At 37.4% G+C, this 17917-nt stretch carries 11 protein-coding genes and 1 other RNA gene; 7 read left to right on the top strand and 5 right to left on the bottom strand.

Annotation, left to right across the window (positions count from 1 at the left end; all coding sequences use genetic code 11):
• Window positions 1–5: 5 nt before the first annotated feature.
• From L0B53_RS17025 to ffs, 3 genes are all read right to left on the bottom strand, one after another.
• On the bottom strand, window positions 6–2141 hold the full coding sequence (locus L0B53_RS17025) for a multiheme c-type cytochrome (protein ID WP_235060783.1): 2136 nt from the start codon (window positions 2139–2141) through the stop codon (window positions 6–8).
• A gap of 650 nt (window positions 2142–2791) precedes the next feature.
• Window positions 2792–3226: a hypothetical protein gene (locus tag L0B53_RS17020; RefSeq protein ID WP_235060782.1), complete on the bottom strand. Its 435-nt coding sequence runs from the start codon at window positions 3224–3226 to the stop codon at window positions 2792–2794.
• A 429-nt stretch (window positions 3227–3655) separates the two neighbouring features.
• An RNA gene (ffs, locus tag L0B53_RS17015) (signal recognition particle sRNA small type) lies at window positions 3656–3752 on the bottom strand.
• A gap of 312 nt (window positions 3753–4064) precedes the next feature.
• Here ffs and L0B53_RS17010 point away from each other — a divergent pair.
• Both L0B53_RS17010 and L0B53_RS17005 read left to right on the top strand, forming a co-directional pair.
• Window positions 4065–5114, top strand: coding sequence for a winged helix-turn-helix domain-containing protein (locus L0B53_RS17010; protein ID WP_235060781.1), 1050 nt, complete (start codon window positions 4065–4067; stop codon window positions 5112–5114).
• Window positions 5111–5623, top strand: a complete 513-nt coding sequence (locus L0B53_RS17005; protein WP_235060780.1) for a hypothetical protein — start codon at window positions 5111–5113, stop codon at window positions 5621–5623. The genes L0B53_RS17010 and L0B53_RS17005 overlap by 4 nt, the downstream gene beginning before the upstream one ends.
• A gap of 101 nt (window positions 5624–5724) precedes the next feature.
• Here L0B53_RS17005 and L0B53_RS17000 read toward each other — a convergent pair whose 3' ends face one another.
• A complete protein-coding gene (locus L0B53_RS17000; RefSeq protein WP_235060779.1) occupies window positions 5725–6774 on the bottom strand; it encodes an outer membrane beta-barrel protein in 1050 nt (349 codons plus the stop codon).
• A gap of 518 nt (window positions 6775–7292) precedes the next feature.
• Between L0B53_RS17000 and L0B53_RS16995 the strand changes: the two genes are divergently transcribed.
• The 5 genes from L0B53_RS16995 to L0B53_RS16975 all read left to right on the top strand — a co-directional run bounded on the left by L0B53_RS16995 (window position 7293) and on the right by L0B53_RS16975 (window position 16564).
• Window positions 7293–7847: a fimbrial protein gene (locus L0B53_RS16995; protein WP_235060778.1), complete on the top strand. Its 555-nt coding sequence runs from the start codon at window positions 7293–7295 to the stop codon at window positions 7845–7847.
• Window positions 7848–8028: 181 nt separating this feature from the next.
• Window positions 8029–10512 (top strand): fimbria/pilus outer membrane usher protein, encoded by a 2484-nt coding sequence (locus tag L0B53_RS16990; RefSeq protein WP_235060777.1) that lies wholly within the window; start codon window positions 8029–8031, stop codon window positions 10510–10512.
• 58 nt (window positions 10513–10570) lie between these two features.
• Window positions 10571–11314 (top strand): molecular chaperone, encoded by a 744-nt coding sequence (locus tag L0B53_RS16985; RefSeq protein ID WP_235060776.1) that lies wholly within the window; start codon window positions 10571–10573, stop codon window positions 11312–11314.
• A gap of 285 nt (window positions 11315–11599) precedes the next feature.
• Window positions 11600–12619: a fimbrial protein gene (locus L0B53_RS16980; RefSeq protein WP_235060775.1), complete on the top strand. Its 1020-nt coding sequence runs from the start codon at window positions 11600–11602 to the stop codon at window positions 12617–12619.
• A gap of 492 nt (window positions 12620–13111) precedes the next feature.
• Entirely contained in the window at window positions 13112–16564 is a 3453-nt protein-coding gene (locus tag L0B53_RS16975; protein WP_235060774.1) for a glycoside hydrolase family 3 protein, read from the top strand.
• 149 nt (window positions 16565–16713) lie between these two features.
• Here the strand turns inward: L0B53_RS16975 and L0B53_RS16970 are convergent, their stop codons facing one another.
• Entirely contained in the window at window positions 16714–17895 is a 1182-nt protein-coding gene (locus L0B53_RS16970) for an MFS transporter (protein ID WP_260115563.1), read from the bottom strand.
• Window positions 17896–17917: the final 22 nt, after the last annotated feature.

Below are 17917 nucleotides of genomic sequence, written 5' to 3'. Positions count from 1 at the left end.
CTTTTTTAGTTATTAATTAGAGTATGGTTTTCTACGTCAGGGGAGTGACAGCTAAAGCAGGTTTCAGATTCAGATTCCATGTATTCAGCAACTTCAGCAAAATCTAAGTTGATTTTCGCTTTAGCACTGTTCATATGATCTTCAAGTGAACCGCCACCAAGTGCAGGATCTAACTGTTTTGTTAAATCATGGCATGAAGTACAGGTTGCTGCGATTGGTGTAGAGTATTTGCCAGACTTCATTTCCATTTCTGGCTCATTTGTTTCTGGGTCAATGACAATCTCACCAGCGTCATCAAGCACAGGACCTGTGAAGAAAGTATTAATTGGACCTTTAAGTTCAAATGACTCTTCCGCAATACGTTCATGGCATTGTGAACACTCACTAACAACAAACTCATTTTTATGTCTCAAATGTAATTTACGTTCAAATGCACCTTGACCGTTATTCGCGTAAGTACCATGAGAGTTATGACAGGCAGCACAAGCAGTCACGTCCATATCTTCATTGAAAATGAATCCAGCGTGGTGAGTATCAATACTGCTATTATGGATTTGGAAAGTATCATTGTGACAGTTAATACAACCTTCAGATGTCACACCTGTGATTCTTTTTTCAGGCGTAATACCTGATTGAGCCGTATAAATTTCAGCACCATCAATAGAGATAAGCTGAGAATCCATATCACAAGAAGTTAAATACCCATCTGAATCATTACAAACACGTAGACCAATGATTGAAATTGCAGTATTGCTTTCAAGATCTAAGTCAGACGTCGTGTAAGTAATATTACCATTAGCAAAGTTATCATCGGTTAGTTTTTGGTCTAGGCCATAGACGGCAACAACATCTTTCACATAACCTTCACCTACAGTATCAACTGCTTTCTGAACAAACTTCTCTTTTGCGTAATAGCTTAAAACAGTGGCATTAGGATCTAGGTTAGTAATAATTTCAATCATATTTAATTGATTAGCAATGTTTTGAGCATTTACCGAACCATATTGATCCGTCAATGAAATCTCAAAGCGGATAGCGAGATTTTCAGAGGTTGTACCCTCAACAACTTCACTCGTTACATGCATCTTCAATGAATCAGTCGCAATCTTTGTCGCATCATGCTTATTCATATGATTATCGTAAATGCTTTCAGGCGTATGACAGCTTGAACATACAGCATTTTCTTTATCAGTAATATGCTGGAACTGTTCTTGATAGACGATAGATTTATCATCTTCGTAGCCATCTAAATGACAACCAGAACAAACCTCTTTAGTTGGAACTGTTTTCCAGTTATCAGACTCAGTTAACTGATCATCATCAACATGACAGGATTGACAGTTATTTTGAATGAGGTGTTCAGCGGCTTCACCATCATATAAACGAGCATTTTTATCTTCAAAAGAGGCAGTCGTATTATGAATGGAATGAACAAGGTGGTTAAACTCAGTACGTTTAGTCCCTAACTTGACATCATTGTGACAACTAATACAGGTTTCAGCTTCAAAGTAACTACCATGGCGCTCAGTTAATGGGTTATCTTCATTGTGACAGTTAGTACAAGTTTCATGCTTAACAACATCCAGAGTATACTCAGGAGCATTTCCATTACCATCAAAGTCGAATACTGCTTCTTGGCGTGGAATATAATCACCTTCAGGTGTATTGATATGGCCACCAACAACATTGAATCGTTGAGTTAAAGTTCTGTCAATATTTGATGGTTGATAATTACCACTATAATCATAGTAATCACCAAATGAGCATTGGTAATAACCATCTGATTGCTCTTCACAACTTGAAGATAAATAAACTTGTTCCCAATAAGCACTTTCACCCACTCCTTTTTCCCCTTGAGGATGAAGTTGGTACGGTTTTACTTGCAAATTAGTAAGACCAGTAATTGTTTGACCATTTTCATCAACGGCAAGAACCGTCACTGCTGGTTTGTTATCCGTATATTTAATTTCTGTTAAATCAAGGTTTAAGCCATCATTAGGTTGAACGATAGGTTCATCATCTTGAGGGTTAGTTGAAGGGCTATCAGAATCCGACCCACCACCGTTACATCCCGCTAAAGCGAGAACCATTAAAAGACTAGAAGTTACCTTCTTCCAGTCAAAAATTAAGTCTTTAATCATTATTATCCCTACCAATCAGATTGTTATATATTATGAGTAATCCTTTAGTGGTATTTTGACAGGAATGTCGGCATTGAACTTGTAGAAGTTCATATTTTTGCATAGTAATATTTAATAATTTAAATATTGATTGATCTAGATCATTAGATATGGGTAGTCAAAACTGGGAAGTTATTTTTTAATATTGGACTTTTGATTATTACTGTATTTAATTATTTTTAATTCAATGAGCTAGAGTGCATATTACTAATTAAGAGGTATTTATGTCAGTTTGACTTTTTTATTTATTACTTATTCAAAATAATCTTTGTTATTTTACCTAAAAGAATCGTTATAAATCTCAATACTCTTTTTAAAAACAAGAGTATGGATAAAATAAATTGTTAATTTTTTGTTTTTAATTATCGTTTATTTTGTTTTGCGCGCTATATTTCATACTTTTTGTTCTGGATTTTTTTAACATAATTATTGAAGGGGAGTGTCGGGTGATTTTTGACCGGTAATTGAGTTTAAGCTGTCGGGGATATCTATTTCTGACTTGAAATTGTTGGTATTGTTGATTAGCCCCAATCATATAAAATGCCTATACTCATGGGGCTTCTCTCACTTGCCGACGACTAGCAAGTTTAATTATTTTATGTATAGAGTATTTAAGCGACTTTTGATTGAATGACACTCTTTGATTGCTTTAAGGTGAATAAACAATCGTAATCCCGCATTAAATATAAAGTAACGCATGCGGCTAACATTGGCCAGGCCGTGAAAAAAAGTAAGTTATTAAATGGATCCATATATTTAGGAAATGAAGCTAACGTTGATGTTGTATGAGCTAACAATGGAATAAGGTAGATAATTCCTTTTTTATAACCAATAAGAAATAATGCAACCAAAGTTAACTGGCTATAACCTAGTATTATGGATATCGATGTTGTTGGCGCTAAATTATAAAACGCATTAAATACAGCAATCGTGTGTTCGGGGTATAAGATTTTATCTACAGCCCAAGCGCTGAATACTACTGCTATCGATAATCTTAAAAATAGTAAACAGAGTGCCAATTTATTTTCTTTATTACTTTCCATCATTATGTATTCTCCTTTTATACCCTTCTTACTTGAAGTTGCTAGGTTGTTGGCTACGCTCATTCGCCCCAATCATATAGTACACCTATACTCATGAGGCCTCATTCACTTGCCGCCTACTAGCCACTCCAATTACTTTGGGTATATCCCCTTCTTACTTGAAGTTGCTAGGTTGTTGGCTTCAATTTTTAGCCGATTAGTAACGTCAACGATTTAGGTGTGGCTATCAATATAAATTTAACAATAAGTAAGACTTAAACGAAACCGTTTAGTTCATTTTATGTTGAGAGATAATCAACGTGTTGAGTCGGATAAAGAGTAAATAACTAAATAAACAGTAAGATAAAATAAATTTTAGTGACGGTTATTTGATAATAAAGGAAAAAACAGATGAGATGGGGGAATTTTCTAGCAGTAGAATTGGGTGGAGGCTCACACCAGCCACATCCCGGCACACACGTCCCAAGCGCTGGCTGCTTCCTTCCGGATCTGACCAATTACACAAGATAGTGTTGCGGGAGGACCAATGGAGCCTCCATAGATTTGCTCTTTAAGAGCGGGGTGAATTATCTGTTATGTTGCACTGCTTTGCAAGAGTTTGATCACGATATTTGTTTAACTGCTGATAATTTGCCCGCTTTCTTTGGTAATAATTAAAAATAGTTAAAGTTTTGATAAATGTGATCCTAATTAATTAAATATGTAGTACAAATCAATAAACTAATCAGTTATATCCCAAGTCATTGGCGTTGCTAGTCGGCTGTAAGCAATTTCAAGTAAGCAGAGGGATATGGATATTTTCGATTCTAATAACTTAAAAAGCACTCCCTATAGGATGTATATGATTATTTGCTTTAAACAATGGACATTTACGGTCAGTAAAAACTTACTTGAATACCATAGTCAAGATAAGGGGCAAATTAGCAGCTCAATAGAGTTAACGCCGAAAGAGTCAGAAGTACTGCATTATCTTTTACAACACCCTTTTGAACTGCTGACTAAAGACCAACTGCTTGATATGATTTGGCCAAATCAGATTGTGACCGAGCAATCAATATTAAATATTATGTCGAAGTTGAGATCGCACTTTAAGTCTATCACTTCAGGGAGTGAAGATAATGAGCTCTTTATAAAAACGGTCAGAAAAAAAGGGTATATCTTTGAAGTTTATTCTAAAGATATCGTGATTAAGCCGTTACAGTCATTAGATCATTGTGAAGCTGAAAACTTAATGGATGCTGTCATTGATGTCCCAAGAAAAGAGCGTAGTCACTCTGATCGTGAACCGTTAAAAGCGTCATTAAATGAGATTGGATTAAAAATAACCGATCCTCAAGAGCTAAATGTCCTTGAATATATAAAAGATGAAAGCCAGTGTTTAACAAATGATAATAACCAGAAACAAGAAAAGGTCACTCCCTTAATAGCAAAAGTACTTGGTTCTGAAGATAAGGACTTGAAAAAGAGAAAGGGAATAATCATATCAGTTACTGCTTTATTCTCTCTTTCATTGCTGTTAATCAGTACATTAATAACGATGAAACATAATAGTAACTATACGATTTATTCGGTTGAGAATGAGCAACCCCTTTATTTGAATAATCCGAATGGCTTGACTGAATTAATGGTGAAAGCAAGGGGAGAAACACTGACCAAAGCGCGCTTTACTGCGTTGTATCAATTAACACAACAATATTTATCAGGATATAGTCAAGCGCAAGGAAAGGTAACCAAACAAGCAGAGCTTAATATTTATCAAGCTGATAACTCTTTGGTGATGGTCTTTATTACACCAGAGAATCATCCTCTTACCATTGATATTAAGGGTGGGATTGATGATTATCAACAAGCGTTAGTTAAACTAAAAGAAAAATATCAGGCGGTTTTATGAATAAAAAACTAAATTTAGTTATTCAATGGACTGTCGGTTTGTTATTGGTTGTTTCTATTATCGTGATGGTTTTCACACTCTATTCTAGTTATCACAATCCATTAAAATTTACCTCTTGGTATGGTTATAAAACGGTGATTAAAGAGAGTACTAAAGTTGATCGTCGTTTTAATTCAAGTGATGAGTTTCGTTTAATTAGCTTTGAAGATCAGCAAGGTTTCTTTGAAAGTACGATTACTTATACCATGAAAGATAATAGCTTAAAAACCTTCCACTATATTGTCACTTTTGACTACCAACTTAGTGGCTCTCAAATTATTTATAAAAATAAGATATTCCAAATTATTCAAGATGACGGTTTTTGGCATTTTAGAAAAGAGAGCAAAGTTTATAGCAATACTGAATATGATGTGGAGTTCTTTCTTAGTCAAGATCGGAAAGAGTTAGTCACGGCGGTTCCTTCATCGATGGACAGTTTAAATTATTATCGCCGAACGGATCGTTTTTAGTGGTTGAATTTAAGTAACAAGAAAATATTTTTGTTGTTATCAAGAATAAATAATTGAAGTTGCTGCATTGACAGCAACTTCACGTCGGTTTTAAGGGGAAATTAGTTTGCTTTAGCGGTCACTTCGACTTGGTAGTTACCCGTTAACGTTAACTCGACACGACGATCATTCGCGCGAGATGTTTTGTTATGGTTAACCATGCCATCTTCTCCAATCGCAGTATCACTGATTTTTTCAATACTCACACCATTACTGACTAAGTATTGCTTAACTGCCATTGCGCGACGTTCAGAGAGTTTTTGATTGTAATCGGAATGACCTTGGGTATCAGTTCTTGCCAATAAATTGATTGAGCTATTTTCATATTGATTAACGAATCGAATCGCTTCATCCAGTGTTGATTTTGCTTGATAATCTAAGTTTGCTGAATCAAAACCAAACAGTACGGTTTCATTATCTTGAGCCGTTTTAGTGACATATACTGGCATCACTGGTTCCACTATGGCTTCAACAACAGGCTCTGGCTCGACAACCGGGATGACTTCTTCTACAACAACGGCTGCAATAGGAACAATTGGTGAGCGACCAATATGATAGACTAATTCTAATCCCATATAATTATTATCATTCATGCCAGTATTGCGATCACGTCCGATCTGCTCTGTTCGACGGTATCGTGCTTGTAGATCAAAGCTATTACTCATTTTATAAGTAATACCCGCACCAGCCATTGGAGAAATACCATTATCGGTACGATTGTTAGTTTCAGCGTGATAACCATAAGCGCCTAATTCACCAAATAAGGAGAAACGTTCACCTAAAGGTAGGCGGCTAATTGCAGATAATGTACCGCCATGAGTTCTAAATTTATCGTTGTTCACTTCTGCTTTACCAAGGTCGAAGTAACCCCCTTCAATCGCAAAGTAATCATTAAATTGATAACCAACAAATAGGTTATAACCGAGATCTTCATCATCACAGCCACCGGCATCTTTTGTCTTGCTATTTGAGCAGGCATCTTCAAAATCTGAATAACCGACACCACCACCCATGTAGCTATTTCCGGCAAAAGCAGCAGGAGCCATTGCTGCTGATGTGATAGATGCTAAGGCAATTGCGATAACGGTTTTTTTATTAATTACTTTACTCATTTTATTAGAACCTTATTTATAATGTTTTTTACTTTTAATAATGATATTTAATATTGGTGTTGATGAAATTAGTTAATAACGTAACTCTACATTTTTTAATGAGAGTATTAATCAGATAATATTAATGGAAGCACTGACTTGTTAATTAAGTTTTTTTCATTGAGCAAATAATACAATTTTTATTTTGATTATTCCTAATAAGAAGTTCATGGATTGCTAATTTCTATTTTACTTTTTGAATTATTTTCACTGATGGGGTTTTAACTATTAAGTTATTGTTATTTAATTGTTTTTATCTTTCATTATAAGGTGGTTATCTTTCTGTTAGGCAATAAATATACTCGTTAGGTCATCATTTGATCACTTCTCACATTTGTTATTGTTTTGCTCGTTATTTAATTGTAATTTCTCGTTGTTGATTTCTCTTTTGAACGTTATTTATTAATGACATTTTAATTCTCTCTTTTTATAAAGATGAAATATATACCAGTTTATTTTAAACCACAGTGAGATTAATTATGAAAAATGAAGATGTGATAAACCGAACGAAACAAATGGTAGCAATCTGTTCTATTTTATTGTCATCAGCAAGCTATGGTGCGGGGAATAGCGGGGTTGTTAATTTTAATGGCATGATTACCAATACGACATGCGATACAAAAATTGTGGTTGATGGGGCAGAAGTAGGTTTTGTTGATTTAGGCATCGTATCTACAACCGATTTTAATAACCAAGTCGGCAAACCAACGGTTAGTGATGTGAAGTTTGCCGTCGCAGCAGTGGATCCGACAAGTTGTTTGGCTAATACCGCGTCAATTAATCTAGTGGGTCAGGGTGTGAGTGGTTTTGATGATGTATTGAGTTCTGATGATATTGCGACGACTCATGTAGGGGTTCAGGTGTTATTTGATGATGATACTCAAGTCTTAAATAAGGGATTAGTGCCTGCGGATACCAACTTTGACTTTGAATCTCAGGCCATTCAAATGAAAGCCAACTTTTTTGCGACAGAAGTGCAGACATTTGCAGGTTCAGTTAAAAGTAATGCAACTTATCAAATTGTTTACTTATAAGCGTTAACTTATATACCCCTCATACTTGAAGCTGCTAGGTTGTTGGCGTCGCTCGTTCACCCCAATTATATAGAACCTCTATACTCATGGGGCTTCACTCGCTTGCCGCCTACTAGCAACTCCAATTATTTTAGGTATAGGCAAGGAAGCCTTTTGTTATTAATCTACAAATGGTGATGTTGTGCGCTTTTCTATTTTTATTGTTACTTTATTTGCTATTTCTCCAGTTTTTGGCGCTGATTTTAATACGGCTTTTATTCAAGGTGAGCAAAATTTATCGTCAAATGTTGATCAGTTATTAGAAGAATATCACCAATTACCACTTGGTAAACAGCATCTAAATGTATTCTTTAATCATAAAGCATTAGGTTATTTGAGCGTAATGATTGTGACAGATAGCACGGGAGAACATATTCCTTGTTTTAGTCTTAAGCAGAAAGAATTTTTAGGGATTAATCTAAACTATCGAGCTGAAAATAAATTGCTTAATTCAACATGTAATGAGTTTTTTAAGCAATTAAATGGCAAGGTAAAATATGATCCTGCTAATTTAGCGCTGTCGGTCTCTATTCCTAACAAATACTTAAAAAATGATCAACAAATTGATTTTGAACAGCGTCAATTTAGTTCCGGTATCAATAGCGCGTTTATTAATTACTCACTCTCTGCTAGATACAGTGAGCAGGTATCTAATGATCTTGTTTTGCCTTTTTATTCAGATTTAGGGATCAATTTAAGTGATTGGCGTATTCGAGCTAATTTCTCTGATACAGATTTATTACAAAGTGATTTTGAATTTCAACAAGCTTATGCGGCAAAACCGATTATTGATGTCGCAGGTGAAGTCGTGATTGGTGAATCATTAACCCAAGGTGAAATGATTGACTCCATTCCTTATTTAGGCTTTTCATTTCGTAGTGACAGTGAAATATTGCCCCGTTATAAACAGTATTATTCGCCTTTGATTCATGGTGTCGCAGATAGCAACTCAACGGTAAATATCTATCAAGGTCATTATCTGATTTATACCAAACAGGTTGCCGCTGGGGCATTTATTATCGATGACCTTCCTCGTTTATCAAATAATCAAATCTGGTTAGAGGTGATTTCAGCGGATGGAACAAAAAAAGGATATCCCTATACCGTGAGCGATACCGCCTCGTTATTAAGTGACGATACTTGGCAGTATGAAGTGACGGGTGGACTCTATCGCCAAGATCAATCCCATTTTGACCATCCCTTTTTCTATACAGAATTAGGGTATGGCATTGATCGTTATACTGTTCGTGGAGGCATGACATTATCTGATATCTATGCCGGTTTTGCGGTTGGAGTTGCTGTTGATATGGGAGAGTGGGGGGCATTAGGTATCGATTATCAACAAGCAAATAGCCAAGACTTTAACGATCAGAGCTATCATGGTGATCGAATCTCAGCGAGCTATTCACAGCAGTTTGATTCTGGCTTTCATCTTCAATTATCGAGTTACATCAATTTATCTCCACAGTATTTCACTTTTAGCCAGGGAATTAATCGTGCTGAACAAGATGATGATTTTTCAGAGCCGTCATTAAATAAGAGCCGTTTTGAGATTAATGCTAACTATGATTTTTATGGCGTGAATTTTTATCTTAATTTGGCTCAAGATAATTATCGTTCAGGTCATTATCTAAGTAACAATTTAGGTAATAACCTAAGTAACAGTTCAAGTTATTCTGATTCGAGAAATAACGATTACCTTAATCAAGAGCGCCATCAGCTTACTTATTCTGCGGGATTTAGTGGTTATATTGGTGGGATTAATTATAGCGTATCTGGTAATTATACGGACTATAGTGCCAGTAAAGATGATCATTCAGTGCTGTTAACCCTTAATTTCCCGCTCTCTTTTGGTAGTGGTACGCATAACGCTTATAGCACTTACACTCATAATCAAAATGGTGACACCCTTGAAGTGGGACAGAATGGCTCATTTGAAAATTATACCTACTCATTAGGTACAACGATGGCAGAAGGCCAGCCTGACTACTTAAGAGCGACCCTTTCAGCCGATCAGCAACGAGCTAATTATAGCCTTCATGCGGATCTCAATAGCCAAGGGAAAAGTACGGTAAGTGGCAATTTAACCGGGGCTGTTGCGCTATTTAATGATGGGGTTGTTTTTGGATCAGAGCGTTCTGATAACTATATTATTGCCAAAGTGGGTGACCAGCCTGATGTTATCGTTAATGGACACAAAACCAACGCTGAAGGCTATGTATTATTGAGCCATATCCAACCTTATGAGCAAAATCAGATCACCGTTGATAGCTCAACTCTCACGAATAACTTAGAAATAGGCCAGATGGTGGCGACTCGACTTCCTATTCGTGGCGCAATGAACTTGGTTGATTTTGATGCACATTATGTTTCAAGAGCCGTTCTTCGGTTGATCGATCAAAGTGATCACCCTTTGCCATTAGGTACTGTGATCAATGTGGAAGGAAAAACGTTTGCTGTAGGTCTTAATGGCGAAGTGATGGTGACGGTATTGGATACTCAGATGATAAATAGAGAGATTCGATTCGATACCGAACAGTGCCGAGGGTCATTTTCTATCGATCCACAATCCAATATCAACCAGTCGCAACAGATCCGTTATCTAAACAGTGTGCGCTGTCTGTAACTAATTTTTACCGTTAGTCTCAGGCATTCAATTATATCCATTTATAGAGTTAAATAAGATGAAAACAAACGTAATATCCAAATGTTTCAAAGCAAAGCAACAACCATTGAATATAGTGCTCTTTGTTTTAGTGAGCGCTCTATTTTCTACATCGAGCTATGCCGCTTTTAGTTTAAATACGACCCGAGTGATTTATTCCGAGCAGAGCCAAGGGCAAACTTTAGTGGTGAGTAACAGTAATGATAAACGGTATGGCGGACAGAGCTGGATTGAATCAGAAGATCCTTTGTTGTCAAACAGCACTTTTGTTAATACGCCCTCTCTATTTACGGTTGATGGCAAAGGCCGTCAAAGTATTCGAGTGATGAAGACTGGATTTCCGTTGCCCGGCGATCAAGAGTCACTTTTTTGGTTTTATTTGCAAGAGTTACCGCCTAATTTAGCGCAGAGTAATCAGTTGCAATTTGCTATGCAGACAAAAATAAAACTTATTTATCGTCCTCGTTCTTTACAAAAAGATCGAGAGAATGCTGAGTCTAAAATGGAAGTTAATATGGATGATGAGGGAAAAGTGATTAATATTAACAACCCAACGCCTTACTATTTTGCCGTTCATCGTTTGATTCTATCGGCTAAAGAATCACAGGATCGAGTGTTAAAAAATAAATTACTTTCTGTCATCAAGCCTCATCAGCAGTTCCAAGTTAAAAACAGTATTGCGTTGAAAAAAGGCGATGAGATCAACATTGAGTACGTTGACGACTTTGGCGCTTATCACCAACAACAACTAACGGTGAACTAGATGTATATTCATTTATTACTCGAGTCGTCTCGCTTACTGTTTATCCCCTTCTTACTTGAAGTTGTTAGGTTGTTGGCTATATTTATTCGCCCCAATCATAGAGTACTCCTAGACTCATGGGGCCTCACTCACTTGCCGCCTACTAGCAACGCCAATGACTTTGGGTATACTCGCAACTTCAGTTATTTTCGACAATTAACCCGTTTCAATTACAGATTAACGTTATTTTTTCTGTTGTTCATTGGTTGGAGTTCGATAGCGAATGCGCTGCCATCAATGAACTTAATGAACAATGAGTGTCAATCGTTGACTGGCGTAGAGCTATATCACCAACAATTTCAACAACAGGTAGAAAACAGTGAAAACTACAGTGGGAAATTAATTGCTAATGCCTTGCAATATAGTAATGGTAAGGGCGGGGTCGAACTTATTTGTCAGAGTGGATATAACAATAGAGCAGGAAATGAGAGGAATAATGTCTATTTGAGTGCTACAACATCCTATCCTGTTCATCGACAAGGGAGAAATAACTATATTCAGATCACGCCAGAAATTTCGGTCGCTTCTTATTACTCAATCAATGGTAAGGGGCATGAAGAGAGTGTGCCTTTTTCTGGTAAACGAGTGCCGACGGGCAAGCTGAAACTGATGGATAATGATCGACAAATTGATACAGATAAAAAGAGAAGTATTTTTACAACCCAGACAAAAGGTGGAGGAGAAGGAAAGATTGATATTAAATTTACTCAGCCGATTTCAGGACGAGTTCATTTTAATGGTTTAATTAGTCAACTGTATGCAGGATTAAACAATCATCACCCAAAACGTACGGCAATTGCAGAAACTTATTTAAATCTCGACCTTATGATTCCAGCACAGTGTACTCTTCGAGAAGGTTCGACAATGAGTATTGACTTGGGCACGGTAGCAAGTCGAGATTTAACGTTGAACCAGAAACCTCAAGGCTACTCACCAAGAGAGATCAAATTAAACTTTGATTGTAATGTGGATGGAGACGTTCGATTAGGGTTAATGGGTGTTGCTTCTAAAGATAACCATGCGTTTATGACATCCAATAAAGGTATTGCATTATTGATTGAAGATAATGGTGAAATTGTGGAGCCGAATAAAATGACAACATTAGCATTAAGTGGAAATAGAGGTCGTTATATAAACAGTAAAGATAAAAACAATAAAAATAATATCGATTTTAAAGCTGAAGTCTATCCAGTTAAAACGGATAATGATGTTATATCAGCAGGACCCTATCAGGGGGCGATTTCTATTTCTATTGAGGTTTTATAACTTTTAACTTAAGTGATTTATATTAACTCATTTTCTTATGGAGGTTGTATTTTATTGATGGATTTATTTTTAGTTTTAACTCGCCATCATATTAATCTTAATTCATATTAAAGTAAGATTTATTTTTATTGTGAAATAAGTATTTTGGTTTTAGTTGTTGATTTTTATTATTTATTTCATATTGGTTTTTTCTTGATGTGAGTTTAAACTCATATTTAAGTATATATTTCGAGCTTAAAAAATAAACAGCTTGATTATCACTGTAAATTAAGTTTGCATGTATTTTACATAGTGGGTTAATTATTTGATCTCGTTCTCGTTTCATCTATTTATTTCAAGCTTAAAAATATTTATCTGGTATTTTTAATTTAACTTTAATACTTGTTTAGTTTATTCCACAAATAATTGTCGTTGCTAGAAGATGGTGAGTAAGGCCAACAACGAGCAGCCTCAAATATTAAGGATGAAATTATATTTTATTACTTAGGATGAATGATGAATATAAGACGTACTTTTTTAAGTAGCTTAGTAATGTTAGCTTTAGCCTCTAATGCTCAAGCTAATACTATTAATATTGATAACCCATCTAACGATGCTCAAATGAGTAGTAACGGTCTTGGTCTTGGGCATGAAAACCACCCAGATGGAATTCCTGGAAATGGTCAAGGTAATGGCTTTGGCCACGAAAAACATGATCCGGCATCTGCGACAAAAGTACCGTATTTTTCTGATTGGCCAGCAACAAGAAGTGCTGTTCCACAAGATCCTGCGATTGAAGCGATGGTTGCTAATATCGTTGCCCAAATGACACTAGAAGAGAAAGTGGGCCAGATGGTTCAGCCTGATCTTCGTGAAGTGACACCAGAAGAAGCGGCTGAATATAAGCTAGGTTCACTACTTAATGGTGGCGGTGGCTGGCCAAATAACGATAAATATGCAACGGCTGAAGATTGGGCAAAAGAGTCTGATAAGTATTGGACTGCACTAAAAGAAGTGTACGCAGATCGCGGATTTGATATTCCTTTTATGTGGGCAACGGATGCTGTCCATGGTCATAACAATGTTTTCCGCGCAACCGTATTCCCGCATAACATCGGTTTAGGTGCAGCGAATAACCCTGATCTGATTTATGAAATTGGTCAAGCAACGGCACAAGAAATTGTCGCAACAGGATTAGATTGGACATTCGCGCCAACGGTCGCTTCACCACGTGACTACCGTTGGGGACGTGTTTATGAAGGTTACTCAGAAGATCCTGAAATCATCTTCCAATATGCAAAACGCATGGTTGAAGGTTTACAAGGTGGCGCTGAAGGCTTAAAAGGACAAGATCATGTTATCTCTAATGTAAAACACTGGGTTGGTGACGGTGGAACATTAGGCGGAGTTGACCACGGTCAGAACCGTTATACTGAAGAGTACTTAATGAATATCCATGCAACAGGTTACTTTGGTGGCTTGGAAGCGGGTGCTCAAGTGGTGATGAGTTCATTTAACTCTTGGTGGAATCCAAATAACTACGACCCTATGGTTGAGACTCGTTATTTAGATCAAGATACTGGTGGCGATTACATGCAGAACCAGAAAATTCATGGTTCTAAGTATCTGATTAATGATGTACTAAAAGAGAAAATGGGCTTTGATGGCATCGTAGTGACTGACTGGAATGGTCAAGGCGAAATCAATGGTTGTAGTGCATCAGATTGTGCTCAAGCGGTTATCGCGGGTAACGATGTATTTATGGTTACGTCTCGCAATGATTGGCAAGCGTTCTACCATAATGTGATTGCACAAGTTCAAAGCGGTGAAATCTCGATGGATCGAATCGATGATGCGGTCACTCGTATTCTTCGTGTTAAGGCGCGTGCCGATCTTTGGAATAAACCTGCACCATCACTGCGTAAAAATGCGGGTGATGAAGAGTTACTAGGTAGTGCAGAGCACCGTGCTCTTGCTCGTGAGGCTGTGAGTCAATCATTGGTTCTATTGAAAAATAATGAACAGACACTTCCTTTAAGCAGCGATCAGCCATATTTATTGGCGGGTAGCGCAATGGACAGCATCCAGAAGCAAACGGGTGGTTGGTCTCTAACTTGGCAAGGTGATGGTAATACCATTGAGAAAGACTTCCCAGGTGCGGAAACCATGTTAACTGCGCTGAAAGATCAAGTGGGCGAAGCGAATGTTTACACCAATATGGCAGATGCGCCAGAAGGAACAACCGCGATTGTTGTGATTGGTGAAGACCCATATGCTGAAATGTTCGGTGACATTAGTAAAGCACAAACCCTTGAGTTCTCTAAGCTAAAAGGGTCTTACGCCAGTGATTTAGCTAAAATTAAAGAGCTAAAAGAGGCGGGTTTCAACGTTGTGACTGTCTTCTATTCGGGTCGTCCTCTTTACGTTAACGAAGAGCTAAACAGTTCGGATGCATTTGTTGCTGGTTGGTTACCTGGTACAGAAGCTGGTGGTATTACTGACGTCTTATTCGGTGTTGATGGTCGTGACTTCACAGGCCGTCTCTCTTACTCTTGGCCGAAGATGAAGTGTTCAACCACCATTAACCGTCATGCACCAAATATCGATGGCTACCAAACGCCTATTGATGGTATTACAGGTGAACTGATTGAGCAGGACATTGAGGGTGAAAACCAACCATTATTCCCATATGGTTATGGTCTATCTTATGATTCTCAAAGTGAAGAGTTAGCATCAGAAGGTGATCTGAATGCGATTCCACTTGACCCTCGCGATTATGGTTGTGGTATGTCAGAACCAGATAACGGTGTTGCTGAATTCCCATTAGAGATCTTCGGGAAAGATGCAAAAGGTGAGTTTATTGCGCGTATGTCAGGGGGGGCAAACGGCTGGCAAGATGTTGAAATTGGTCGTGGTGAAACAACGATTGGTTCAGTAACCACTAACGGTATTGATTATCAAGGCATGCAGCAATCTGCGTTACATGTTGAATTTGCTGGTAATGTTGGCGAGTTTGATGGTAACAGTGCTGCGCAGATCTTTATGCAGACAGCTGACGGTAAAGGCGCAGACTATAACCGTTATGTTAACGCAGAAAGTACACTTGAATTTGATATCGAAATGTTATCTGAAGCACCAGAGAGCCTAGTCCTTTCAGCTCATTGTGAATATCCATGTATGGGTGAAGTGAAGATTAATAAGGTACTGCCTGCTGTTGATACCGGTTGGACAACGATTAAGGTGCCTGTTGAATGTTTAGTTGAAAATGGCATGGCATATCAGATGATGAACACACCATTCTTATTGTTCTCAACCGATGCCGTTGAGTTCAATGTGGGTGCGGTTCGTATGGTGCCACAACCAGATGGTATGCCTGAAGATGCAGTTAGCTGTCAGTCTATGCGTGATGAAGTTGCGCCACCATTAATGGATGCGAGCTATGATCTCTTTGCTGATTTTAACGCAACTCTTGATATTGGAGAGCAATATACGACCGAGGGTTGGGGACCAATTCCTGAAGGTGATACTCACCTAACAGCCTCTGTTGATAATGGCGTAGTCACCGCTAATTTTGCAGAAACAAGCCCAGAAAATTATAAGGGGTTTGTGAAAGTGAAGTTTGACCAACAGAACTTATCTGAGTTTGAAGCGGCAGGTGTTATGCAGTTTGATATCTTTGTGAATTCATTGGGCAGCCAGAAACCAGAGAATGAACAAACCGGTTTAGTGTTGAAGTTTGCTAACACAGATGCTGAGACAGGCGATTACTTTGTTCCTGAACTATCGGGTGAAAATATCACGACAGGCCAATGGACAACAATCACTATTCCTGTTGCAGATATTGTGGAACATAGTGGTAATGGCTACTTTGCTCAAACCTTTAATCAATTAAATATCTTCCCTGCTTGGGCAAATACTCAAGCTGGTGTCTCTTTTGAGATTAAGAATATTGGTTTTAGTCAGTAATAACTTAACGCTACATTAAGGCAAAGCTATGACATAAAAAAATCCCAGTCAGTGTTCATTTTAAATAATGGCTATTTTTAATGAGATACTGATTGGGATTTTTTGTCTTTACTCTATTAACTGTTTTTTATGTTATTTTAGATAATCGATTATTGAACTTTGACGAATGTGGTCTCTAGTCCCTGTCTTGGTGAATGAGGAATTAATCGTGAACAGATCAGAGAACAAACCGCAAAACCGACGCCAATCATAAAGACTAACATTTCAGAGTGTAGCCATAAGATACCTAATAATGCAGGAATAAAAACGGCAGCAATATGGTTGATAGTAAAGCTGACCCCTGCTGTTGCTGCGATATCTTCGGGTTGAGCAATCTTTTGGAAGTAGGTTTTCATCGCGATAGCTAAAGCAAAAAAGAGATGATCAACCACATAAAGTGCTGCCGCTAAATGGCTATTTTCCACAAAAGCATAGCCGGTAAAGACTAAAATTAAGCCAATATATTCAAAGGTTAATGCTCTTTTTTCTCCGACCTTACTGATCCAGCCACCAATTTTTGCTGCAAATAACATATTAAAAATATAGTTAATAATAAACAGCAAGCTGATTTCACCCACAGAGTAACCAAACTTTTCGACCATCATAAAGCCAGCAAAGACAATGAAAATTTGTCGGCGTGCACCACTTAAAAAGGTCAACATGTAATAGAGCCAGTATTGCTTTCTTAAAATAAGCTTTTTATGTTGCTGGTGGCTCTGTTGAAATTGTGGAAAAGAGATCCATAACATCACCACTAATGCTAAACCACAGACGCCAAACAACATATAGGTGGTTTGATAACTGACATTGAATAATTCCATTAAGAACCAAACTGTCGCATAAGCAATAAGGCTGCCACCTCCTTTGATTGCTAATGTTTTCCCCATAAAGCGGGCACTTTTATCTTTATCAATCCACTGGAGAGTTAACGATTGGTTGACCGTTTCAAAATAGTGAAAGCCAATCGACATCACAATAGTGGTTAAATAGAGCCCATAAGTAGAAGGGAACCAACCCGTAATAGCAACTCCAATACACATTAACGCTAAGAAGATATAAGCAAACATCTGCTCACGGATGAAGAGTAATAAATAGATTGCAGTAAAAGCTAAAAAACCGGGGATTTCTCTAAGACTTTGTAAGATCCCGATCTCTTTTCCTGTGAAATTAGCAGCATCAACAACGAAATTATTGAGTAACACATTCCAGACAGAAAAGGTTATCGACATAATAAACGCCGAAATTAAAAGGAGGTTTTCTGGGGTGTAATATGATTTTGCAATGGGCTTCATGATTCATCCTTATTGAAGCGTT

This window comes from Vibrio sp. SS-MA-C1-2, assembly GCF_021513135.1.
GTDB lineage: Bacteria > Pseudomonadota > Gammaproteobacteria > Enterobacterales > Vibrionaceae.
Note: the sequence above shows the minus strand (reverse complement) of the source record. Positions and strands in the feature narration are given on the sequence as shown.